The organism is Micromonospora sp. KC213 (assembly GCF_004348325.1).
Lineage (GTDB): Bacteria > Actinomycetota > Actinomycetes > Mycobacteriales > Micromonosporaceae > Micromonospora.
Map to the genome: position 1 here is coordinate 1 of NZ_SMKF01000020.1, position 22110 is coordinate 22110.

Genomic DNA, 22110 nt, shown 5'->3' on the forward strand with positions numbered 1-22110 from the left:
GTGGTGGGGCCGGCGTCGTCTCGCGGAGCAGGGCGGACAGCCCCGCCCGCCGGGCCACCACGGTCAACCGGTCCCCGGCCGAGATCACCATCCGCGGGTCGATCCGCCAGTCGGTCCGCTGCCCGGCCGGCGTGTGGGCGAGCAGGCGTACCTCGCCGGGGCGGGCCACGGCGGACAGCGGGCTGCCGTCCAACGGGGCGCCGGCCACCACCGGCACCTCGACCACCAGCAGCGCGTGCCGGCCGACCGGGATGGTGGCGATCACCGCCCGGTCCAGCAGCGCGGCGGCGAACGCGGGCGCGGCCAGGTACGACACGCTGCGCGAGATGCCGATACCGAACGCCTTCTGGATCCGCTCGGCGAAGTCGCCGTCGAAGAGCCGCAGCACCATCCGCAGCTCCGGGTTGAGACCCCGGGCGGTCAACGCGGCGCGCAGGTTGGCCCCGTCGTCGGTGGAGACCACGACCAGTGCCTGACAGTGTTCGACCGACGCGGACCGCAGCGTCTCCTCCCGGGCGGCGTCCCCGACGATCATCGGTACGCCCAGCCGCCGGGCCAGCGACGCCCCGCGCGCGTCGGCGTTGCGGTCGATCGCCACCACCTCGACGCCGAAGTCACGCAGTTGGGCCATCACCCGGGTGCCGATGTTGCCCAGCCCCACCACCACGACGTGGCCGGTGCGTTCCGGTTGGATCCGGCCCGAGTGCAGGGCCAACCGGGTGTTGACGATCCCGTCCACCACCACGGCGGTGATCAGCGGGATCAGCGCCAGCCCGGCGAGGTTGAGCACCACCTGCATGATCTGGGCGGCGGCCGGCTTGGTGACGTCCGGGTCCTGCCCGCTGAGCGTGGTGACCAGGGTCAGGTAGATCGCCTCGGCCCAGCTCACGTCCGTCGCGCGGGCGTTCAGCCAGCCCAGCCCGGCGATCACCGCCAGCAGCAGGAGCACCGCGATCCCGATCTTGCGGGTGGCGAAGCTGCGGACCGCCCGCAGCAGCACGGCCAGCGGCTGCCGCCGGCGACGCGCGCGGACCAGCCGGCGGGCGGCCAGCTCCGTCCCGGCCGGCTGCCCGGTCGCCTCGGCGAGCACCACGTCGGCGGAGTGTTCGTCGGCGGGCAGCACCCGGACCAGTTCCGGGTCGGTGGTGACCGCCAACCCGCAGACCACGTCGGCCGAACGTACGTCGTCACGCTCGGCGACGTAGAGGGTGCGGCCGGCGTGCCGGAAGTGGGTGGGCGCGACCTCGCCGAGCGCGGCGGCGACGAACGCCGGGGCGGCCATCGAGGCGTCCGAGAGCACCGCCGAGTCGGGGAAGAGCTCCCGCAGGCCGTTGGCGAGGCTGGTGTTGAACATCCGGACCACCAGGCGAAGCCGGGGCTCCACCTCCTGGGCGCAGAGCGCGGCGTGCATGTTGCCGACGTCGTCCTGGTGCAGCAGGGCGAGCCCGGCCGCTCCGGCCAGGCCGGCCCGACGGAACGTCGCCTCGTCCAGCCGATCGGCCCGGACCACCTGCACGCCCTCCAGTTCCCGGCCGTCCGGCCCGTCACCGCGGCGACGCTCCGGCACGATCAGGGTGATGCGTACCCGGCCGGCGGCCAACTCCGGGGCGAGCAGCGCGCGGGTCACCCAGTACGACAGCGGGTCCTGACCGCAGATCACGTAGTGCCGGCGGTGGTCGTTGCCGCGCCACAGCCGCAGTCCGGCGGGCCGGCGAGCGCGGTCGTGCTGGGGCTCCGCCATGCCCGGATGGTAGTCAGCCGCTCGCCGTACGCGCAGCCCCGTCGATCATGCAGGCATGTCACGCCTGGCGGCGGGTAGAGCACCGCCGTGCAGACGTTCCTCCCGTATCCCGACTTCCTGGCCAGCGCCCGGACGCTGGACCAGCGGCGGCTGGGCAAGCAGCGGGTGGAGACCCTCCAGGTGCTGCGCGGGTTGACCCGGCCGGACTACGGCTGGCGCCACCATCCGGCGGTACGCATGTGGGCCGGCTACGAGGAGGCGCTGACCCGGTACGGGCTGGACGTCTGCGCCGTGTGGTGCGAACCGGGTCGGGCGGACACCTGTGCCGGCAGTTTGGTCGGCGAACTGGCGAGCGCCTGCGGCCTCACCGCCGTCCGCCGTCAGGCGGAGCTGGCCGAGGCCGGTGAGCTGCCGCCCTGGCTGGGCCGGGAGGACCTGCACCGCAGCCACCGCTCGTCGCTGCTGCGCAAGGATCCGGCGCACTACGGGCCGCTGTTCGGCGACGTCCCACCCGACCTGGAGTACGTCTGGCCCGCCTCGGACCGGCAGCGGCGCTGTGCGCTGCCGCCGGACGCCGAACGGACCGGCTGACGGCTATCGTGGCAGGCCGGCACACATGACCTTGTCGCAGGTGGTGGGCCGGCTCATCGGCGTCCGCGAGCACCTGGTCGACCCGGGTGGCGGTGGCGCTCCCCGGGTGCCGCGACCGACCACGGCCCTGGTGGTCGGCGGTGGGATCGCCGGTATGTCGGCGGCGGTGGTGCTTGCCGAACGCGGGATCCGGGTGACCGTGCTGGAGGCTGCGCCGACCCTCGGCGGCCGGCTCGGCGCCTGGCCGGAAGCCCTCGCCGATGGCATCCAGGTCAACGAGCACGGTTTCCACGCGTTCTTCCGGCAGTACTACAACTGGCGGTCGATCCTGCGCCGGATCGATCCGGCGCTGGCCTTCCTCAAGCCGGTCGACGGGTACCCGGTGCTGAGCGGGCGGTGGCCGGCCGAGGAGTTCGGCAGGTTGCCGCCGGCTCCGCCGATGAACCTGCTCGCCCTGCTGGCCCGTAGTCCCAGTCTGCGCCTGGCCGACCTGCGCCGGATGGACCGGGACGCGGCGTTGCCGCTGCTCAGCTACCACCCGGCGGGTACCTACGCCGAGTTCGACGACACCACCGCCGACGCGCTGCTCACCTCGCTCAGGCTGCCGGACCGGGCGCGGGCGATGCTGTTCGAGGTCTTCTCGCACTCGTTCTTCAACCACGAGACGGCGATGTCCGCCGCCGAGCTGATCGCCCAGTTCCACTTCTATCTGCTGGGCAATCCGGAGGGGTTGGCGTTCGACTGCCCGGACGAGGACTACGCGACGGCGATCTGGCAGCCGTTGGCCCGGCACGTGACGCGGCACGGCGGCCGGGTGGTCACCGGTGTCGCCGCCGCCCGGCTGGACCGGCAGCCCGACGGCTGGCGGGTGACCGCCGCCGACGGTAGCCGGTACACGGCCCGGCACGTGGTGCTCGCCGTCGATCCGCCCGCGCTCGCCGCGCTGGTCGCCGCCTCCCCCGGCCTGGTCGCGCAAGCACCCCGGCTGGTGGCACGGATGCCGGCGTTCGGCCAGGCCGGCCCGCCGTACGCGGTGGCGCGGTACTGGCTGGACGGGGACGTCCGCGCTGACCGGGCGGTGTTCAGCGGGGTGTCCCGGCAGCCGACGCTGGACTCGGTGGCTCTCTACCACCGGCTGGAGAACGAGTCCCGCCGCTGGGCGGAACGGACCGGCGGGTCGGTGGTGGAGTTGCACGCCTACGCCTGCGAGCCGGGCGTGCCCGCCGGCGAGCTGGCCGAGCGGATGCGGGTGGAGCTGTGCCGGCTGTGGCCGGAGGCCGCCGGCCTGCGGGTCCGCGAGTTGCGTGCCCGGGTCGAGGCGCGGGCCCCCGCGTTCGCCCCCGGCAGCCACGCCGGCCGCCCGGGGACACGCACCGACGCCAAGGGGCTCTACCTGGCCGGCGACGGCATCCGGACCGAGTTCCCCAGTGCGTTGATGGAGCGGTCGGCGGCGACCGGGATCAGCGCCGCCAACCACATCCTGCGGGCCGAGGGCGCCGCCGCCGAGCCGGTCCGTTCGGTCCGCCCGCATGGCCTGTTGGCCCGCCCTTGACCGGCGACCCTGAGGATCCGTTCCGGGACGGCCGAAGAAACGGTTCGCCAATCCGGACAAAACCTCCCATCTGCTGTTCTACGCTGGGTTCACGTCCGTCGACAGCCGGTCAGCGACCGGCACGGGAGGTCGCCGAGGGTGTCGCCACTGCACCGGTACGCCGAAGAGGTCGCGGGCGTCGCCGAGGACAGGCGCGACGACGCGTACGGGTTGCTCCGCGACGAACGGGCGTGCATCGTCACCGCGCTGCGGCTGGGATGGTGGATGGCCGACGCCTACCACCACGCGCAGACCGCCGACCTGACCGGCCCGGACGCCACGCCGGTCATCGCCCCCGCCAAACTCTCCAACCTCACCGAGATGTCCGGCTGGCACCGGATGCGGATGTACCTGGACGGGGTGGATGTCGCCCTGGCCCAGATCGCCGAGCTGACCGCCCCCGACCGGCCCGGGCCGTCCACCGCCACCGCCCGCGCCCGGGCCGGTGGCGATCCGCTGCTGCTCGCCCTGGACGAGTTGAACGTGGACGTGCTGCGCTGGGCGATGGCCACCAACCACCGGGTGGGGCTGGCGTACCGGTTGGGTCGCTCGCTGGCCGACACCGTACGGCAGAGCGACGCCGACCGGCTGGTGCACCGCTTCGGTGGCCGGCACGTCGAGATCAGCCGCTGGCTGGACGAGCTGGCCAGCGTGCTGCCGCCGTACTCGGCGGCGGTGGTGCGACGCTCACTGCGGACCTGGGCCACCGCGGTCACCCGGGCCGCCGTCGGCGACCCGGCCGAGCCGGGGACCGCGGAGCTGGCCCGGGAGCTGCGCAACCAGGGTGACCTGTGGCGGGGCGTGCTCACCGGCGGACTGCACCCGAAGGACCTGCTCGACGAGGAGAACTGGGCGGTGGTCGCCCGCAACCTGATCATCCGGGACCGGAAACTCGTGGTCCAGGCGGCACGGGGCATCTTCTGGCCAGTGCTCCTACCCCTGCTGGTGGTGCTCGGCGCGGTCGTCGGGGTGAGCGCCGCAGCGGCGGCCGGCTCACCCACCACCCGGGCGGCCGTGGCGTTGGTCGGCCTCGGCGCCGGACTCACCGCGATCTGGCGTTCGGTCTCCGGGCCGGCGCTCTCCGTCGCCGCCGAGGTCAACCGGCCACTGCTGGACAGCGAGCTGATCGCCCAGATGGCCGAGCGGATCAACCGGCCGCTGGCGGCGGCGCGCGCCGCACGGCGCACCACACGACAGCGACAGCCCGACCGTACGGAGCCGGGATCGAAATACGTTGCTCCCGTCTCCGGCGTCGACCTACCGTGATCGCGCAAGGTCAACCAGTCAGCCGGGAGCTCGCCATGTCGTTGTCGCACCTGGGGTGCGCGTGGTCGGCGCTGTCCGTCGAGGGTTGCCGAGCCGATGGTCCCCGGGACGGGTGACCCGCCTGCCGCGTGCACCCCACGCGCCCAGCCGCCCGTCCCGTTTCCGGACCGGGCGGCTTTCCGCTGCCCGGCCCGGTGCGCCGCCGATCATGAAGGGAGAGCCCGGTGGACGCCGTCCTCGTCATCAACGCCGACCTCGGCCCGCTGCACCGGGTCACCATCCAGCACGCGATCCGGATGCTCTGCCGCCGGGTCGCCGAGATCCACGAAGCCGAACCGGACCAGGTGATCGGGGTCTTCCCGGTCCCCCGCGTGGTACGCCTCGTCCGGTACGTCGTGACCCGCTGGCGGTTCTCGGCCGGGCCGGCCTGGTCCCGGGCCGGTGTGCTCCGGCGCGACGCCCGCTGCTGCGCGTACTGCGGCGGGCCGGCGAGCACCATCGACCACGTCCTGCCCCGCTCGCGCGGCGGCCGGAACACCTGGCGCAACACGACCGCCGCCTGCTACGCCTGCAACCAGCGCAAGGGTGACCGGACGCCGGCCGAGGCGGGGATGCCGCTGCGGCGCGAGCCGGTCGTCCCGAGCTGGGCGTCGCTGGCCGGGCGGTGACGGGCCGGCCGGCGGGCACAGGGGGCCGTGTCGGAGGTACGCCTCCGGCGCGACGCCCGCCGGCCCCACCCGTTCGACGTCGGCCGGCGGTCAGCGTCCGTCCGACGGTGACCAGGTGAAGGTCGGGGTCCGCCGTTCGTGGTGGGCGGTGATTCCCTCGTGGGCCTCGCCGCTGTCCCGCACCTTCCGGTGCCACCAGGCGACCCGGGCCGGGCCGGCCCGCTCGTCGACGATCTCCTTGGCCGCAACGATGCTGAGCTGGGAACGTTGGACGATGGCGGCGGTGACGGCGGCGACCCGGGCGGTGAGCGCGTCGGCCGGCAGCACCTCGTCGACGAGACCGACCCGCAGCGCCCGCTCGGCGTCGATCAGCTCGGCGGTGAACAGCAGGAACTTCGCGGTCGACGGGCCGACCAGGCGGGTGAGCCGGCGGGTGGTCGGCGCCGGGTAGACCAGCCCGAGCCGGGCCGGTGGCACGCCGAACCGGGCGTCCTCGGCGGCGAACCGCAGGTCGCAGGCGACCGCGAGCTGGCAGCCTCCGCCGACGCAGGCGCCGCGTACGGCGGCGACGGTCGGCTTGGCGAAGGTGGCCAGCCGTTCCTCGGCGGCCACCGCGATGCTGTGGTCACCCGCGTCGAGCAGTTCGTCCAGATCACCCAGGTCGGCCCCGGCGCAGAAGGTGCCGCCGGTCCCGGTCAACACCAGCGCCCGCACCGACGGGTCGGCCTCCAGGCCGTCCAACAGCACCGGTAGCTGCCGCCACATGGCCGGCGTCATCGCGTTGCGCCGCGCCGGATGATGGATGGTCACCGTCGCCACCGCGCCGGTCACCTCGACGGTCAGCTCCGCCTCCGACACCGCCCACCGTCCTTCCGCACCGGCCGGTCCGCACCGACCCGTGCGGCGACCATAACGGCGCGGGCCCGGCGACAACCAGGTCAGCCTAGGCGACGTCGACCGCGGCGTCGTCGACCACGAAGGACGTCTGCCGCGAGTTGTCCTCCACGCCGACGAACTTCAGCGTGACCGTCTGGCCGGCGTACGGGGCCAGCGAGAAGGACTTCGGCGCGTACCCGGCGGCCTTGTCCAGGTTCGAGTAGCTGGCCAGGGTGGTCAGTACCCTGCCGGCGGAGCTGAGCACCTGCACCTTCAGCGTGTCGTAGGCGCTGCCGGCGGTCTCCGCCGAGTCGATGTGCAGCCAGAAGCTGAACCGGTACGACGTGCAGCCGGCCGGCAGGCTCACCGCCTGGGAGAGGGTGTCGGTGCGGGTGCTGCCGTACCCGTTCAGCCAGGCGTTGCGGGTACCGGTGCGGGCTGGTTGCCCGGTGAACGTGCCGATCACGCCCGAACTGGGCGCCCACCCGGTGGTGCCGGACTCGAAGCCGCCGTTGTCGAGCTTCGGCCCGGGGCTGGCGCAGCTGCCGGTCCCGTTGACGGTCAGCGTGTACGTCGCCGTCCGGGTGGCGGAGCCGGTGCCGGTCACGCTCACCCGGTAGGTGCCGGGCGGAGTGCTCGTCGTGGTGGCGATGGTGAGCACCGACGAGTTGCCGGCGGTGACCGACGACGGGCTGAACGACGCGGACGAACCGGCCGGAAGGCCGTCAGCCGACAGCGTCACGGTCTGCGCGTTACCGCTGGTGACGGTGGTGCCGACGGTGGTGCTGACCGAGCCGCCCGGGTCGGCCGAGCCGGCGGTCGGGGAGAGCGAGACGGAGAAGTCGTTGCCGCTGGAGCAGGGCGCGTCGGTGCCCGCGACGTTCACCGCGGTCCACGCCGCCTGCACGGCCCGGTACTCGGTGGAGCAGCTGCCGTACAGATCGGTGGCGGCTCGCAGGGTGTAGGCCCGCGCGGTGTTCGACGGGGTGGTGTTGTTGACGTACGCGGTGGTCGACGTGAAGTACACGTCGAGCGCCCGGTACCAGATCTTCTCCGCCTTGGCCCGGCCGACGCCGGTCACGGCCGGCGCGGAGCCGCACACCGGCGAGGTGCCGTACGGGGTGACGCCGGTGCCCTCGGCGAGGTTGAAGAAGAAGTGGTTGGCCACGCCGGAGGAGTAGTGCACGTCCTTGTTCTTGGTGCCGGTGCTCCAGCAGCTGTCGGACGCGCCGTCCAGCGCCGGGTCGTACATGTGGCGCAGCGGCGTGCCGTCGCCGTTGAAGTCGAGCTTCTCGCCGATCTGGTAGTCGGCCGGGTCGGCGGCGGTGTTGGCGTAGAACTCCACCATCGTGCCGAAGATGTCGCTGGTGGCCTCGTTGATGCCGCCGGACTCACCGGAGTAGAGCAGCCCGCCGGGCACCACGTTGTCGCTGATGCCGTGGCTCATCTCGTGGGCGGCCACGTCGAGCGACACCAGCGGCCGGGCATTGCCGACGCCGTCGCCGTACGTCATCCGGGCGCCGTCCCAGAAGGCGTTGTTGTAGTTGTTGCCGTAGTGCACCCGGCTGGGTACACCCCGGCCGTCGCCGAAGATGCCGTTGCGGCCGTGCACGTTCTTGAAGTAGTCGAACGTCTTGGCCGCACCGAAGTGCGCGTCGACCGCCGCCTTCTGCCGGGGGTTGGTGTCGCCCCAGGTGTTGTCGGAGTTGGTGAACGTGGTGCAGGTCGACGTGCCGTTGTTCATGTCGCAGGTCGAGCCGTTGCCGCGGACCGGGTCGACCATCGAGTACAGGCTGCCGGAGACCGTGGTGTCGATGTCGACCGTGCCCGAGTGGAGGCTCTGGCCGGTGCCGGCGATCATCTCGATCTCGTCGTGGGTGCCGATCACCTTGCCGCTGATCGCGTCGGTGATGACGTGGAAGCGCGACGGGGTCTGGCCGTCGGTGTGCCAGCCGGTGAGGACGGTCTCGTAGGCGAGGCGACCCGTGCCGCTGCTGGCGTCCACGAAGAGTTCCGGGGTGCCGACGCGCTCCAACTTGCCCTTGAACTGCTGCCGGGCGAGCACCCTGGCCCGGGTCACCGTCAGCCGGGGGGTGGTGGAGAGGGTGAGCGGAGCGGCCAGGCCCACTGAGGAGCCGGCGTAGGTGCCGTTGGGCGCGGTGTGGACGACGAAGTCACCGCCGTTGACGCGCAACCCCCGGTAGGTGCGGGTGTAGCGGGTGTGTGACGCACCATTCGCGTCCACCTTGGTCCGGACCGCCTGGTACGCCTCGGCGGCGGTGCCCTGGACGGCGCCGGGGTTGCTGCGCAGCACGGTGGCGGCACGGGCCGCGGACGAGGGGGCCGGAACGGGGGCGGGTGCCGCCTGAGCTGTGGTGACGACGCAGCTCAGCATGCCGCCGGTGAGCAGCATCGCGCCGACGGCGGCAAGGGGTCTTTTCACGTGCCCTCCTGGCAGGGAAACCTGTGACCGGGGTAGCGCTCGTCGACACCGACACTGGCCGAACGGGGGAGGGCGTCCTGCTGACGGAACCCGACGGCGACGGTGCGCGTCCGACCGGCATGAGATCATCCGCCCTGACCATTGTCAAGATCGCCGTGTTGGCCGGGCTGCTGACCGGCTGCGCGAGCGCCCCGACCGGCACCCCGTCGGCCGACGCCACCCCCGAGGGCACGGCGAGCAGCGCCACCGGCCGGGCCGACTTCCGGGTCGTCCTGACCCGCACCGGTGGTCTGGCGGGCCGCGACGACACGGTGACCGTCGAATCGGACGGGCAATGGACGGTCACCGGCCGGGGCGGCGCCCTTCGGAAGGGTCGACTCTCGTCCGCCGGTCTCGACCAGCTCCGCGCGTTGACGGAGAACGCCACCAGCGGCGACGGCGGGGCGAGCATCGGTGGCCGCTGCGCGGACACCTTCCGGTACCGGCTCACCGTCCCGGCGGGCAGCGTCGCGTGGACCGACTGCCCCACCGGTCCGCAGCCGCCGCCGGCCGCCGCCACGATCGCGTACCTGCTGTTTGCCGCGACCGGGATCGACGGACCGGTCACCGGCTTCACACCGGCACCTCGGGCCGCCGGCCCACCCACCCGTTGAGAAGCCGAGGCGCTGGTCGACGCGGTGCTTTCCGGGCTGGACAGATGATCGTCACGTTTGCCGGGTAACGTACCGCTCCGATCCGTCGAGGAGCATCATGCCGAAAAGTCGCCTCATCGGCCCGCCCGGGCTGTTTGCCCTGCTCACCACGCTGCTGATCACCAGTGCCGTGGTGCTGACCTCGGGCTGCGCCCGGGTGGGCGGGCAACCGGCGGCGACACCGGCCCCGACGGCGACGGCCGCCCGGACGTTGGCCCTGCCGGAGACGGTGCTGGGCCTGCCCCGATCCCCCAAGCCGGAGCTGACCCGGGTCTCCCGGTCGTCGCTGGAACGGCTGCGGGAATCCGCCGCCGACGTGAGCAGCAGCGTCGACGGGGCGTACGCGGGGCGGGCCCGGACCGCCGACGCGGTCGTGGTCAGCGGGGTGTCCGGCAGGTTCAGCGACCTGGACGCGACCCTGACCCGGGTGCTGCGCCCGTACCCGGTCACCACCTTCCGCACCGTCGAGTACGGCCGGTTCAACGGCGAGGCCCGGTGCGGCCGGGGCCGCACCGAAAACAAGCGCTACCTGACCGTCTGCGGCTGGGCGGACCCGCAGACCGCCGGTGTGGTCGCCTTCATCTCCGCCCGCAGACAGCTGGAACTCACCACGGAGTTCTTCGAGATCCGCGACCGACTCGACGGCACCACCGGTTGACCGGTCACCGCCGTTCGACCACCCGGAAGCGTTCCAGCACCACCGGCATGTCGTCGTCCACGGTGAACTCCGGGTCGCCCCGCCACTGCCGGTAGTCCGGGCCGCGCCATTACGCCTCGTGCCCGGCCCGCCAGGCGGCCACCGAGTCGTGCCCCTCGCCCTCGTCCCGGGCATGGTCGAGGTCGACGTCGCCGAGCCGAACAATGCGGACCTCGGTCGTCTCCACCACCGCGACCGGGCGGTCGTCGGAGTCCACCACCACCGACCGGGCACCGACCACCGGCAACGGCTCGCCGTCAGCCTCGTAGTCGGGCAGCAGGGACGTGGTGGCGGTCTTGGCCCCGAAGAACACGGCGGCGACCAACCGGTCGCGCAGCGGCCCGGGGAAGGCGAACTCACAACGAGAAAGATCGTCTGTCACCGTTCGACGGTAGCCGCCACGGTGACCGGATCAGATCCGGTAGTCCGCCGGCAGGCCGGTCCCCCGCAGTTCCGGGGGCAGGTGGGCGACGTCGTTGACGGCGATCAGGCTGGGCGGACCGGCCAAGCTGTAACGGATCACCGTCAACCCGGCATTGTGGGCGTTGAAGCCGAGCCAGCGCCACCCGGGTGCGTGCAGGGCGTGTCGCACCAGCCAGGCGATCAGGAAGGAGTGGGTGACCACCAGCTCGCGCACCTCACCGTCGGCCGGTGCGGTGGCGAACCGGGCGACGGCCGCCGCCGTCACCCGAGGCCCGTGCACCCGTTCCGCCGGGGAGAAACCGGCCAGGAAGTCCACGTACGACGGCGGCAGGCCGGTCGGGTCGGTGTCGTGCGGAAGGTGGTCCCCGGCCAGCTCCGACTCGTACACCGGAGTGCCCGGCAGTGACCCGGCGACCAGTTCGGCGGTCTCCACGGCCCGGCGCAGCGGGCCGTGGTGGACGGCGCGCAACGGCACGCCGCGCATCCGTTCGCCGAGCAGGGTCGCCTGCCGCCGGCCGCGCGCGCTGAGCCCGGCCTGCGGCGCCTCCACCTCCGCGTGTTCCTGTTCGGCGTGCCGGGCCAGGTAGAGCAGGCGGACGCCCATGGTCACCTCACCGGATCGGGAGAGGCGATGCTATCCGCAGCCGATCTGGTCCGTCCCCTGCGGAGCCGAGTCCCGGGGAAACATCTGGCCGATACGGATCTTGTTGCCGAACGGGTCGCGGATGCCGAAGTCGATGCCGTACGACCGCTCGGTCGGCTCGTCGGTGATCTCCACGCCCCTGCCGACCAGTTGCTCGTACGTCTTGTGCGCGTCGTCGGTGGTCATGAAGAGCGTCCCGCCCAACGCCCCCTTGGTGAGCAGCTCACGGACCTGCTCGGCGGTGGCCGGGTCCAGCGCCGGCGGGCCCGGCTTCTCCAGCAGGATCTCCCGCTCCGGGTCGCCGGGCAGGTTCACCGTCAGCCAGCGCATGAAGCCGAGGTCGGCGTCGGTGTTGACCTCCATGCCGAGCTTGCCGACATAGAAGTCGAGCGCCTCGTCCTGGTCGAGGACGTAGATCTGGGACCGGCTGATCGCGTTCATCGTCATGCCGTAGACCCTACGGACCGGCGCTGAGCTGCTGCTTATCCAAAACTGCTGGGTCTGGTCCAGGCTTTGGTGAAGCAGCTCGGCACGCCCGGCGTGGGGCGTCGGGTACGGCGGAACCCGGTGGGTGACTGGCCCACGATCTGCCGGAACGTACGGCTGAACGTGCCGAGGCTGCTGAACCCGACCGCGTAGCAGATGTCGGTGACGTCCCGGTCGCTCTCCAGCAACAGCGACATCGCCCGTTCCACCCGGCGGCGTTGCAGGTAGCGGTGCGGGGTCTCGCCGAAGGTGGCGCGGAAGGTGCGGATGAAGTGGGCCTCGGACACCAGGGCGATGCGGGCCAGCGCCGGGATGTCCAGCGGCTCCGCGTACGCGCGGTCCATCGCGTCCCGGGCCCGCAGCATCGCCCGGTTGGACTCCTCAGTCGCGCGACTCACCGCGGCTCCGGATCCGTTCGCCGACCTGGGCACAGGCTCCCACGTCGAAAACCGTCATCGTACGGGGGCGCGTCGGTTGTGGACCGCTGCGGCCCGCCGTTGGGAGTCGGCGCCGCACCAGCCACGCGCAGCGACCCGGCCACCCGGATCACGGCCGGTCGCTGCGGAAGCAGTCGTCAGGCGACGAAACGGTCCGCCTCCGACGGGCGAGAAGGTAGCCCTGGCTGCCGGGGACCGCCGAACCGACCTCGAGGATCGCGGTCCCGAGGGCGAGCCGGGCCTACGGGCGCAGAGTCGTGTTGTGGCCCCCGTGGTGGCTAGCCACGACACGATACAGATCAACACCTGCGGCCGGGGGCCCGTCGGATCGATCGATGTAATTGGAGCCCCCGGCCGGGATCGAACCGGCGACATCTCGCTTACAAGGCGAGTGCTCTGGCCAGCTGAGCTACAGGGGCGCGTGCGCAGAGGTCAGCATAGCGACTGACATCGGGAAATCCTCGCTCGGCGGGGGTCTTCAGCCTGCAAAACGTCAATTTGCCGACGCCCTCACCGACGGATGCGTGCTGAGTTGCCCGACCGGCTGAGGGGATTGATGCCTCCACGTGCCCGACTGACCGGAATGTGCATCCCGGTTGGCCCATCAGGGCTCTCACGTCTTGGCAGGGTGCGAAAAGCCGTTTACCGTGCAGTGACACGTACGACATCTCGGCCGGCTTCGGTCGGACGGAGGTGGCGTCCCGTGTACCGGCACCGGCACGGTGCCGGCGGCTCCTTCACTCGGATCGTCCGGCACGTTCCTGCCGGTGAGAGGAAGCACACCAGCATGGCTACGGTCACCTACGCGAAGGCGTCCCGGGTCTACCCCGGCACCGAACGCCCCGCGGTCAACCAGCTCGACCTTGAGATCGGTGACGGGGAGTTCCTCGTCCTGGTCGGCCCGTCGGGTTGCGGCAAGTCCACCAGCCTCCGGATGCTCGCCGGCCTGGAGGACGTCGACGACGGCGCGATTTACATCGACGACCGGGACGTCACCCACCTGCCGCCGAAGGCCCGCGACATCGCGATGGTCTTCCAGAACTACGCCCTCTACCCGCACATGTCGGTGTACGAGAACATGGCGTTCGCGCTGAAGCTGCGCAAGACGCCGAAGGCTGAGATCGACCGGCGGGTCAAGGAAGCGGCCGGGCTGCTCCAGCTGGAGGACTACCTCAGCCGCAAGCCGAAGGCGCTCTCCGGTGGTCAGCGCCAGCGGGTTGCCATGGGCCGGGCGATCGTCCGGGAGCCGCAGGTCTTCCTCATGGACGAGCCGCTGTCCAACCTCGACGCCAAGCTCCGGGTGCAGACCCGTACCCAGATCGCCTCGTTGCAGGCGAAGCTCGGCATCACCACGGTCTACGTCACCCACGACCAGGTCGAGGCCATGACCATGGGCCACCGGGTGGCGGTCATGCTCGACGGTGTCCTTCAGCAGGTCGACACCCCACGGGCCCTCTACGACACCCCGGCCAACGTTTTCGTCGCCGGCTTCATGGGCTCCCCCGCCATGAACATCAAGACCGTGCCGCTGACCGAGCAGGGCGCCGCGTTCGCCGAGCTGCTCATCCCGCTGACCCGCGAGCAGGCCGAGGCGGCCCGCGCCGAGGGCGGCGACGGCAAGGTCACCGTCGGCTTCCGTCCGGAGGACTGCGACCTGGTCAGCCCCACCGAGGGCGGTATGCCGGTCGTGGTGGAACTGGTCGAGGACCTCGGCTCGGACGCCAACGTCTACGGCCACGCCGCGCTGGAGGGCCACAACGAGCGCTTCGTGGTCCGCACCGACCGGCGCACCATGCCGAACATGGGTGACACCGTGTTCGTCAAGCCGCGCACCGGCCGCACCCACGTGTTCAACGCCGCCAGCGGCAAGCGGATCTGACGTACGACGGAAGGGGCGGCCCGCTTCGGCGGGCCGCCCCTTCCGTCGTACCTACTCAGCTCTCGGCGGCGCGGCGGCGGGCCACCTCGGCCAGGGTCACCGCGGCGGCGACGCTGGCGTTGAGCGACTCGACGTCGGAGACCATCGGGATGCGCACCGTCAGGTCGCATCGCTCCCCGACCAGGCGGGACATTCCGCGCCCCTCGGAGCCGACCACGACGACCAGCGGGCCGACCGCGGCCTCCAGGTCGTACAGGTCGGTTTCGCCGTCGGCGTCCAGGCCCACCACGATGAAGCCGGCGTCTTGGCAGGCCCTCAGCGACCGGGTCAGGTTGGTCACCTGGGCGACCGGCACCCGCGCCGCCGCGCCGGCGCTGGTGCGCCAGGCGGTCGCGGTGATCCCGGCGGCCCGTCGCTCCGGTACGAAAACCCCCTGCGCGCCGAACGCGGCGGCGGACCGGATCACCGCGCCCAGGTTGCGCGGGTCGGTGACCCCGTCCAGCGCGACCAGCAACGGGGCGGGTTGTTCCAGCGCGGCGGCGACCAGGTCCTCGAACGGCTGGTACGCGAAGGGCGGCACCTGCAGGCCGACGCCCTGGTGCAGCACCCCCCCGGTCATCCGGTCCAGCTCGGCCCGGCTGATCTCCAGAATGGCGATGCCCCGGTCGGCGGCGGTCCGGACGATCTCGTTGACCCGGTCGTCGATGTCGATGCCCTGCGCGGTGTACAGCGCGGTCGCCGGCACCTGGGCGCGCAGCGACTCCAGCACCGGGTTCCGGCCGACCAGCAGTTCGGGGCTGTCCTTGGCCGGGTTGGACTTGCGGCCCGGCGCGACCCGGGGGCCGGTGCGGCCGGTGGGCCTGCCGCCCTTGCCGCCCTTGAACGGGGCACCGGCACGGGTGCCCTTGCCCCAGGTGGTGTCCTTGCTGCCCGGCTGGCCGACCTTGGGGGCACGCCCCTCCTCGACCGCCGCGCGCCGTTCCTTGTCCTGCTTCCAGGCGGTGCGCTGGGGCAACTTCTCGGTGCCCGAGTACGCCTTGTGCCAGGGTCGTTCGTCGGCGGGCAGGGTACGCCCCCGGCCCGCGAGGGCATCCTTGTTCTTGCCGCCGGAGCCCTTCGGGGCGCCTGCCTTCGGCGTCAGTCGCCGGCCACGGCGCTGCGAGTTGCCGGCCATCAGTCCTGCTCTCCAATAGTCCAACGGGGGCCCTGCGGGGTGTCCTCCACCACCACACCGGCCTGCTTGAGCTGGTCGCGTACGGCGTCCGCGGCGGCCCAGTCCTTGCGGCTGCGAGCCTGCGCGCGCTGCTCCAGCGCCAGCGCGATCAGGGAGTCCACCACGCCACGCAGGTCGTCCACGCGGTCGCCGCCCGTCCAGGCCGGGTCGAGCGGGTCAACGCCGAGGATATCCAGCATGGCCCGGGCGGCGGCGAGGGTGGTGCGGACGGTCACATCGTCGCCGGCGGTCAGCGCCGTGTTGCCGTCCCGCACGGTCTCGTGCAGCACGGCCAGGGCGGCGGAGGTGTTGAGGTCGTCGTCCATCGCCGCGACGAAGCCGGCCGGCAGCTCACCGGGCAGTCCCGCGCCGACCCGCTCGACGGCCCGCTGCACGAAGCCCTCGATCCGCCGGTACGCCACCGCCGCCTCGCGCAGCGCGTCCTCGGAGTAGTCGATCCGGGAGCGGTAGTGCGCGGCGGCGTAGTAGTAGCGCAGCTCCACCGGGCGCACCCCGAGCGAGGCCACGTACGTCAGGTCGAGGGCGTTACCCAGTGACTTGCCCATCTTCGCGCCGCCGATGCTGAGCAGTCCGTGGTGCACCCAGTACCGGGCGAACGGCAGGCCGGCGGCCTGCGACTGGGCGATCTCGTTCTCGTGGTGCGGGAAGATCAGGTCGAGCCCGCCGCCGTGGATGTCGAACTCCGGCCCCAGGTAACGCCAGCACATCGCCGAGCACTCGATGTGCCAGCCGGGACGGCCCCGACCCCACGGCGACGGCCAGTAGGCGTCGACCGGCTCGTCCGGCTTGACGCCCTTCCAGAGCGCGAAGTCACGTGGGTCGCGTTTGCCCCGGTCGGGGGCGTCCCCGGCGGACTGCATGTCGTCGGGCGACTGCCCGGACAGCGCGCCGTACGCGGGCCAGGAGCAGACGTCGAAGTAGACGTCACCGGAGCCGTCGGTGGCCGGGTAGGCGTGCCCGTCGGCGATCAGCCGGGCGATCAGCTCGTGCATCTCCGGGATGTGCCCGGTGGCGCGCGGCTCGTACGTCGGCGGCAGCACGTTCAGCGCCCGGTACGACTCGGCGAGCAGCAGCTCGTTGGCGTAGGCGATGGACCAGAACGGCCGGCCCTGCTCCTGCGCCTTGACCAGGAGCTTGTCGTCGATGTCGGTGAGGTTGCGGATGAACCGCACCTGGTGACCGGCGGCGAGCAGCCAGCGGCGCAACACGTCGTAGTTGACGCCGGAGCGAAGATGGCCGATGTGCGGCGGTGCCTGGAGGGTGAGACCACACAGGTAGACCCCCACCTTGCCGGCTTCCCGCGGGACGAAGTCCCGCACCGATCGGGTGGCGGTGTCATACAGGCGTAGCGTCACCGTATCAGGGTAGCCCTCCCCGCTTCCCAGGATCGTCCGGAGCCGGGTCGTACGTCGGATGCCGAGCCGGGTCGTACGCTGCGTGCTGTGGAGACGGCAGGGCCGGCGGGCGGGGCGCGACCTGGCGCGGAGACGGCGCAGACCCTCGATCGAGGGCTGCGCCTGCTGCACCTGGTCGCCGACACCCGCGCCGGGTTGACCGTCACCGAGGCGGCACAGCGGCTGGGCATCGGCCGCGCGGCCGTCTACCGGCTGGTGGGGGCGCTGTCCGGGCACGGCATGGTACGCCGGGACGACGAGGGCCGGCTGCGTCTCGGTGCCGGCGTGCTGCACCTGGCCCGCCGTGCCCAGCCGCTGCTCGCCGAGGGTGCGCTGCCCGCGCTGCGCCGGCTGGCCGAACAGGTCGGTGCCACCGCGCACCTCACCGTCGTCGAGGGCGGTGAGGGGGTGGCGCTGGTTGTGGTGGAGCCGAGCTGGACACAGTTCCACGTCGGGTACCGGACGGGGACGCGGCACCCGTTGGCGCGGGGGGCCGCGGGGCGGGCCATCCTCGCCGGACGATCCGGCGACGCCCGCCCGGTGAGCACCGCCGGTGAACTCCAGTCCGGGGCGTACGGGGTGGCCGCCCCGGTGCTCGGGGTACCCGGGCTGGAGGCGAGCGTCGGCGTGGTCGCGCTGGCCCCGCTCGACCTCGCCACCGTCGGCCCGCAGGTCACCGCTGCCGCCACCACCATCGCCACCGCCCTCTCCTGACCGCCGCAGACGACGTTGATCAGTCTCTGGTACCCCGACCTGACGCAAGCCGAGTCGATCAGCCCCCCGGCCGGACCGCCGACTGGTGTAGTCCCTGAGGGGACGCCGCCATCGGCCAGCGCACATCGCGCCACGCCCGAAGCCCAGCCTCCACGACCCGGCCGGCACGATCAGCAGGATGACCGGGCCGGCATCCCACCTGGCCGGGACCGCCATAGCACATGTCGGGGTGGGCAACACGCTGTCCACAGGCGGGACAATGTGCGCCTCGCAGGGTTGTCCACAGGGGTGGTGCCGGCTCACCGCCGACGGCCAGGCTGGTCGACATGCCCCCACTCGCTCACCGGCCGACCGTCCTCGCGTGGCAGGTCTTCCGTGGCTCGGACGCGGTCCGGCGCGGCCTCCTGACCGTCCACCAGCTTCGTAGCTCCGCCTGGGTTCAGCTCCGCCACGACGTCTACGCCGACGCCCGGCTCGACCGCGACCACGGTCTGGCCTGCCGTGCGGTGGGGCTGCGGCTGCCCGAGGGAGTGCTGCTCGCCGGACCCTCGGCGGCGTACCTGCACGGCGTGCAGCACGCCGCCGGATTCCCGGACGACGTCCACGTGCTGGCCCCGGCCGGCACCGGTCTGCGTACCCGTCGCGGTGTCCAGGTGCACACGACCCTCCACCCACGTTCCCACGCCGACGAGGCCCCCGTCGGGCTCGCGCCCGCCGGGTCACCGCCGCGCGGCACTCCCACGCCCGCCAGTTCACCGCCGCGCAGCACTCCGGCGTTCACCGCCTGGGAGTCCGCGGCCTGGCTGGAGCCGGTACGCGCGGTCGGAATCGTCGACGCGCTGCTCCGTCAAGGGCTCACCACCCGGGCGGAGCTGGCCGAGGTCGCCCGGCGGTTGGCCGCCCGACCGGGTGGACGTCGGGCGCAACGGGTCTTCGACCTGGCCGACCCCGGTGCGCAGTCCCCGCCGGAGTCGCACCTACGGGCACGCCTGGTGTTGGCCGGTCTACCCCAGCCGGTCACCCAACACCCGGTCCGGCTGCCGTCCGGGCTGGTCCTGCATCCCGACCTGGCCTGGCCGGAGTTCCGCGTGGCGGTGGAGTACGACGGCGGGTGGCACGCCAGCGCGGAGCAGTTGAATCGCGACCGCCAACACCTCAACCAGCTCGTCGGCTCGGGGTGGCTCGTCCTGCACGTGACCGCTCGCCGCCTCCGTGACGACTTTCCCGCAGTCGTCCGCGAGGTCGCCGCCGCCCTGTCCGAGCGGGGCTGGCGTCGATGACCCGTCCCGCGGCACAATGGCCGGTCCCCGGCCCGGGACACCGCAAGTCGGCGCGATCGAAGTTGGTCAGGCCTGGCCCGGGCCGGCCGGACGAGGGCCGGCCGAGCGGGTCGGCTCGGCCAGCCCTCCCGTTGCGGGTTACGGGCGGATGTGCGGCTTGAGCGGGCTGGTCACCGCCGCGTACGCGTCGATGATGCCGTACCCGTAGAAGCCGTTGAAGTTCAGCGAGCCGGCGCAGTATGCGTCGAACTCGGCCGACCGGCCCTCGTTGGCGTAGCTCTGCAGGCGCGGTTCGGGGCAGGCGTGCTCGGCGGCGGTCCGGTAGAGGTGCTGCTCCACCAGGTTCGGCGCCAGCCCGAAGCCGTTGCGATCCTGCTTCTTGCCGTGCTTGCTGATGATCAGGCCGGCCACGCCGCTGACGTGCGGCGATGCCATCGAGGTGCCCTGCAGGTAGGTGTAGTACCCGCACTCGCCCTTCGCCGTGCACTGTGTGAAGACCGACTCCTCGAAGCCAGGGACGACGTTGCCGTTCTCGTCGACCGAACCCTCCTCCTGCAGCACCTTCTTCGGGTACGTCGAGAGGATCATGTTGGCGTCGGTGCGGTAGGTGTCGGTGCCGTATCCGTCCCGGAACCAGCCGCCGGGCGCGGCGACCGAGATCTGCTCGGTGCCGTAGTTGGAGTAGTCGGCCTTCTTGCCCGACGGACCGACGGCGGAGACGCCGATGACGTGCGGGCCCTCGACCGGGAAGTCCCAGCAGCTCTCGTTGTCGATCGGTCGCGGGTACGGGTCGGCGCCGTAGTCCGGGCTGGACACGTCGGTCCGGGGAGCCCCGAGGTCCTCGTGGTTGTTGCCGAGCGAGCCGACCAGGGTGACGCCCTTACGGTGAGCGAAGTTCAAGGCCCGCTTCATGGCCTTGATGGTGGCCCGCTGCTCGGCCTGCGACTCGGGCGAGTCGGCCGGGTTGGCGGTGCAGTTGTACAGCCACGGGTCGACGTAGAACGACATGTTGACCACGTCGATGCCGGCCTTGCCCGCGTACACGAGTGCGTTGACCACGGGATTGAGGAAGAAGTACCCGGAGTCCTGCCCGCCCTTGAGGTCGACCAGCGACACGTTCGGGGCGACGCCGGAGAGGCCGAAGCCGTTGGCGGCGGCACCGATGGTGCCGGCCACGTGGGTGCCGTGCCCACCGTCGTCGGTACCGGCCGGGTCGAGGCAGCTCGGCACCTCACACGGGCCGTCGATGTCGACCATGTCGGGGGCGAAGTTGCGCGACAGTGACCAGTTGAAGTTCGGCGCGAGATCCGGCTGGCTGGCGTCGACGCCGGTGTCGAGGATGGCGACAGTCACCCGCCTGTCCCCGGGCTCGACCTTGCGGGCCTTGTCGGCCCGGATCATGCCCAGACCCCAGAGCTTGTCGTCCAACGGGTCGAGCTTGCTGCTCCTACCCTTGGTGGCCTTGGCCGCGCTCGTGGCCCGGGCCGCGCTCGTGGCCTGGGTGAGCAGGTGTTCCCGCTCAACCCGGTCCAGCTTCGGCTTGCGTCCGATGGCCTTCTGTTCGGCGGCGCCGACCAGCGCGTCGCTTGCCCGGGCGCGGCTGGCGAAGTCAGCCCGATCGCTGGTGACCTGGAAAAGGCCGACGTCGTCGGTGCGGGACACCACGGTCCCGCCGGCCGCCCGGATGGCGGCGATGGCCGCGTCGGCGGAGACACCGTCCTCGGCGACCACGGTGAACGTCCGGTTGCTGGTCGCTCCGGCGTTCACCGGGGCCGACAGGCCAGTCAACGTCAGTGCCAGAGCAGCCGCGGTCGCGACGGCTCCGGCGGTGAAGCGCTTGCTCACCACATCAGATCCTCTCGTTGAGGGACGTGGCAGCATCAGACCTCATCGGACGCGGTTTCGCCAGGGGACGATCCGGAATAGAGCCTTATTGACACTTACCGCGCGCAGGGCGGCGGACAACGCGGCCAAGATGCCCACCTCGGCTTCGGATCGGCCCTGCGGGCGGGCGTGGTGTCACGTCAGCGCCGGCGCGTCCGTCCGTTCCTCGGCCCGTTCGGCGGGGACGCCGCGCAGTTCGTCCAGGCGGACCAGGGCCACCCCGGCGACGATCAGTGCGCCACCGAGGAACTGCACCACGGTCGGCAGCTCACCCAGCACCAGCCAGGCGATGAGCACCGCGAACATCACCTCGGTCAGTCCGACGAACGACGACAGGCGCGCACCGAGGATCCGCGTCGCGGCGATCCCGGCGAGGTACGCGACCACCGCCGCGATCAACGACAGTCCGGCGATCGGGACGAGCCAGCTGGTGTGCCGTCCCGCGAAGTCGACCGGCCCGAAGGTGGCCCGCAGCGGCAGTATCCCGACCAGGCCGAGCAGCGCCAACGCGGTCGCTCCGACCGCCATGCCGAGGCTGGCCATGGTGACCGAGGGCAGTTCGTCGTCGACCTGGGCGGCGAGCACGAAGTACGCGGCCAGGCCGACCGCCGCGCCGAGGCCCCAGAGCACGCCGACCGGGTCGAGGCGACCGGCGCCGGTCAGGTCGAGGACGAAGGCGAGCCCGCCCAGCGCCGCGACCGAACCGACCACCGTGAGTCGCCGGGGTCGCTGCCGGTGCACCAGCCACATCCAGGCCACGACGAGGACGATGCCGAGGTATTCCAGCAGCAGGGCGACGCCGACCGGCAGGTACCGCACGGCATTGAAGAAGCATGCCTGCGCGGTGGCGACGCCGAGCAGCCCGAATACACCCACCTGGTTGAGGGTGCGGCGCAGTACGTGGCCCCTGCCACGCAGCGCCAGCACGGCCGGCACGGCGAGCACCAGGGCGGCGATGCCGACCCGGGCGATCACCACTGCCTCGGCGGACCACCCGGCTTCGATCAGCGAGCGGGCGAAGGTGCCCGAGGTGGCGAAGGTGACGGCCGACAGGAGAGCCAGCCCGAGCCCGGCACCAGCGGTTCGTTGCTGCATCGATTCTTCCCACCAGACGCCGTCACGATCAAAGTATTCTTATGCCAGTGACGCTAACGGACCGCCGAGACAGGAG

At 72.1% G+C, this 22110-nt stretch carries 19 protein-coding genes, 1 tRNA gene and 1 pseudogene; 9 read left to right on the top strand and 12 right to left on the bottom strand.

Going from position 1 to position 22110, the window contains the following annotated elements:
* A partial coding sequence (locus tag E1166_RS07360; protein ID WP_132268548.1) for an NAD-binding protein occupies positions 1-1741 on the bottom strand: 1741 nt, incomplete at its 3' end.
* 87 nt (positions 1742-1828) lie between these two features.
* Between E1166_RS07360 and E1166_RS07365 the strand changes: the two genes are divergently transcribed.
* The 4 genes from E1166_RS07365 (at position 1829) to E1166_RS07380 (ending at position 5857) form a co-directional block, all read left to right on the top strand.
* Complete coding sequence (locus E1166_RS07365; protein WP_132268550.1) at positions 1829-2332, top strand: MSMEG_6728 family protein; 504 nt, start codon at positions 1829-1831, stop codon at positions 2330-2332.
* Positions 2333-2357: 25 nt separating this feature from the next.
* A complete protein-coding gene (locus tag E1166_RS07370) occupies positions 2358-3884 on the top strand; it encodes an FAD-dependent oxidoreductase (RefSeq protein WP_132336927.1) in 1527 nt (508 codons plus the stop codon).
* A gap of 138 nt (positions 3885-4022) precedes the next feature.
* The gene (locus tag E1166_RS07375; protein ID WP_207914064.1) at positions 4023-5189 is read left to right on the top strand and encodes a hypothetical protein; all 1167 of its coding nucleotides are present in this window, start codon (positions 4023-4025) and stop codon (positions 5187-5189) included.
* A 224-nt stretch (positions 5190-5413) separates the two neighbouring features.
* Positions 5414-5857: an HNH endonuclease gene (locus E1166_RS07380; RefSeq protein WP_132336929.1), complete on the top strand. Its 444-nt coding sequence runs from the start codon at positions 5414-5416 to the stop codon at positions 5855-5857.
* Between the two features lie 90 nt (positions 5858-5947).
* Here E1166_RS07380 and E1166_RS07385 read toward each other — a convergent pair whose 3' ends face one another.
* A complete protein-coding gene (locus tag E1166_RS07385) occupies positions 5948-6715 on the bottom strand; it encodes an enoyl-CoA hydratase/isomerase family protein (protein ID WP_132336931.1) in 768 nt (255 codons plus the stop codon).
* Between the two features lie 85 nt (positions 6716-6800).
* A complete protein-coding gene (locus tag E1166_RS07390) occupies positions 6801-9176 on the bottom strand; it encodes a M4 family metallopeptidase (protein ID WP_165944272.1) in 2376 nt (791 codons plus the stop codon).
* Between the two features lie 119 nt (positions 9177-9295).
* Between E1166_RS07390 and E1166_RS07395 the strand changes: the two genes are divergently transcribed.
* The gene (locus E1166_RS07395) at positions 9296-9829 is read left to right on the top strand and encodes a hypothetical protein (RefSeq protein ID WP_132336933.1); all 534 of its coding nucleotides are present in this window, start codon (positions 9296-9298) and stop codon (positions 9827-9829) included.
* Positions 9830-9926: 97 nt separating this feature from the next.
* Complete coding sequence (locus tag E1166_RS07400; RefSeq protein ID WP_132336935.1) at positions 9927-10526, top strand: hypothetical protein; 600 nt, start codon at positions 9927-9929, stop codon at positions 10524-10526.
* Positions 10527-10530: 4 nt separating this feature from the next.
* Here the strand turns inward: E1166_RS07400 and E1166_RS07405 are convergent.
* The 5 genes and pseudogenes from E1166_RS07405 to E1166_RS07425 all read right to left on the bottom strand — a co-directional run bounded on the left by E1166_RS07405 (position 10531) and on the right by E1166_RS07425 (position 12973).
* Positions 10531-10947: pseudogene (locus E1166_RS07405) on the bottom strand (ASCH domain-containing protein).
* Positions 10948-10977: 30 nt separating this feature from the next.
* Positions 10978-11592, bottom strand: a complete 615-nt coding sequence (locus E1166_RS07410; RefSeq protein ID WP_132336937.1) for a histidine phosphatase family protein — start codon at positions 11590-11592, stop codon at positions 10978-10980.
* Between the two features lie 30 nt (positions 11593-11622).
* Positions 11623-12078: a VOC family protein gene (locus tag E1166_RS07415; RefSeq protein WP_132336939.1), complete on the bottom strand. Its 456-nt coding sequence runs from the start codon at positions 12076-12078 to the stop codon at positions 11623-11625.
* Positions 12079-12113: 35 nt separating this feature from the next.
* Positions 12114-12515 carry an AraC family transcriptional regulator gene (locus E1166_RS07420; protein ID WP_132336941.1) on the bottom strand — a complete coding sequence of 134 codons (402 nt, stop codon included), beginning with the start codon at positions 12513-12515 and terminating at the stop codon, positions 12114-12116.
* Positions 12516-12896: 381 nt separating this feature from the next.
* Positions 12897-12973, bottom strand: a tRNA-Thr gene (locus tag E1166_RS07425).
* Between the two features lie 368 nt (positions 12974-13341).
* Between E1166_RS07425 and ugpC the strand changes: the two genes are divergently transcribed.
* On the top strand, positions 13342-14433 hold the full coding sequence (gene ugpC / locus E1166_RS07430) for a sn-glycerol-3-phosphate ABC transporter ATP-binding protein UgpC (protein WP_132336942.1): 1092 nt from the start codon (positions 13342-13344) through the stop codon (positions 14431-14433).
* A 55-nt stretch (positions 14434-14488) separates the two neighbouring features.
* Here the strand turns inward: ugpC and rlmB are convergent, their stop codons facing one another.
* Positions 14489-15607: a 23S rRNA (guanosine(2251)-2'-O)-methyltransferase RlmB gene (gene rlmB / locus E1166_RS07435; protein ID WP_132336943.1), complete on the bottom strand. Its 1119-nt coding sequence runs from the start codon at positions 15605-15607 to the stop codon at positions 14489-14491.
* A complete protein-coding gene (gene cysS / locus E1166_RS07440; protein WP_132336944.1) occupies positions 15607-17022 on the bottom strand; it encodes a cysteine--tRNA ligase in 1416 nt (471 codons plus the stop codon). The genes rlmB and cysS overlap by 1 nt, the downstream gene beginning before the upstream one ends.
* Before the next feature lie 87 nt (positions 17023-17109).
* On the opposite strand from cysS, the gene E1166_RS07445 reads away from it, so the two are divergent.
* Together E1166_RS07445 and E1166_RS07450 are read left to right on the top strand one after the other, a co-directional pair.
* On the top strand, positions 17110-17775 hold the full coding sequence (locus tag E1166_RS07445; RefSeq protein ID WP_132336945.1) for a helix-turn-helix domain-containing protein: 666 nt from the start codon (positions 17110-17112) through the stop codon (positions 17773-17775).
* A gap of 326 nt (positions 17776-18101) precedes the next feature.
* Positions 18102-19055 carry a hypothetical protein gene (locus E1166_RS07450; protein WP_132336946.1) on the top strand — a complete coding sequence of 318 codons (954 nt, stop codon included), beginning with the start codon at positions 18102-18104 and terminating at the stop codon, positions 19053-19055.
* A 138-nt stretch (positions 19056-19193) separates the two neighbouring features.
* Here the strand turns inward: E1166_RS07450 and E1166_RS07455 are convergent, their stop codons facing one another.
* Positions 19194-20900 (bottom strand): S8 family serine peptidase, encoded by a 1707-nt coding sequence (locus E1166_RS07455; RefSeq protein ID WP_165944273.1) that lies wholly within the window; start codon positions 20898-20900, stop codon positions 19194-19196.
* A 174-nt stretch (positions 20901-21074) separates the two neighbouring features.
* Positions 21075-22034, bottom strand: coding sequence for an EamA family transporter (locus E1166_RS07460; protein WP_132336950.1), 960 nt, complete (start codon positions 22032-22034; stop codon positions 21075-21077).
* Between the last annotated feature and the right edge of the window lie 76 nt (positions 22035-22110).

Bases quoted from the DNA above. Each gene is read 5' to 3' on its own strand.
- E1166_RS07370 (WP_132336927.1), top strand. From the start codon at position 2,358: ATGACCTTGTCGCAGGTGGTGGGCCGGCTCATCGGCGTCCGCGAGCAC.
- E1166_RS07400 (WP_132336935.1), top strand. From the start codon at position 9,927: ATGCCGAAAAGTCGCCTCATCGGCCCGCCCGGGCTGTTTGCCCTGCTC.
- E1166_RS07460 (WP_132336950.1), bottom strand. From the start codon at position 22,034: ATGCAGCAACGAACCGCTGGTGCCGGGCTCGGGCTGGCTCTCCTGTCG.
- ugpC (WP_132336942.1), top strand. From the start codon at position 13,342: ATGGCTACGGTCACCTACGCGAAGGCGTCCCGGGTCTACCCCGGCACC.
- rlmB (WP_132336943.1), bottom strand. From the start codon at position 15,607: ATGGCCGGCAACTCGCAGCGCCGTGGCCGGCGACTGACGCCGAAGGCA.
- E1166_RS07410 (WP_132336937.1), bottom strand. From the start codon at position 11,592: ATGGGCGTCCGCCTGCTCTACCTGGCCCGGCACGCCGAACAGGAACAC.
- E1166_RS07450 (WP_132336946.1), top strand. From the start codon at position 18,102: ATGCCCCCACTCGCTCACCGGCCGACCGTCCTCGCGTGGCAGGTCTTC.
- E1166_RS07415 (WP_132336939.1), bottom strand. From the start codon at position 12,078: ATGACGATGAACGCGATCAGCCGGTCCCAGATCTACGTCCTCGACCAG.
- E1166_RS07395 (WP_132336933.1), top strand. From the start codon at position 9,296: ATGAGATCATCCGCCCTGACCATTGTCAAGATCGCCGTGTTGGCCGGG.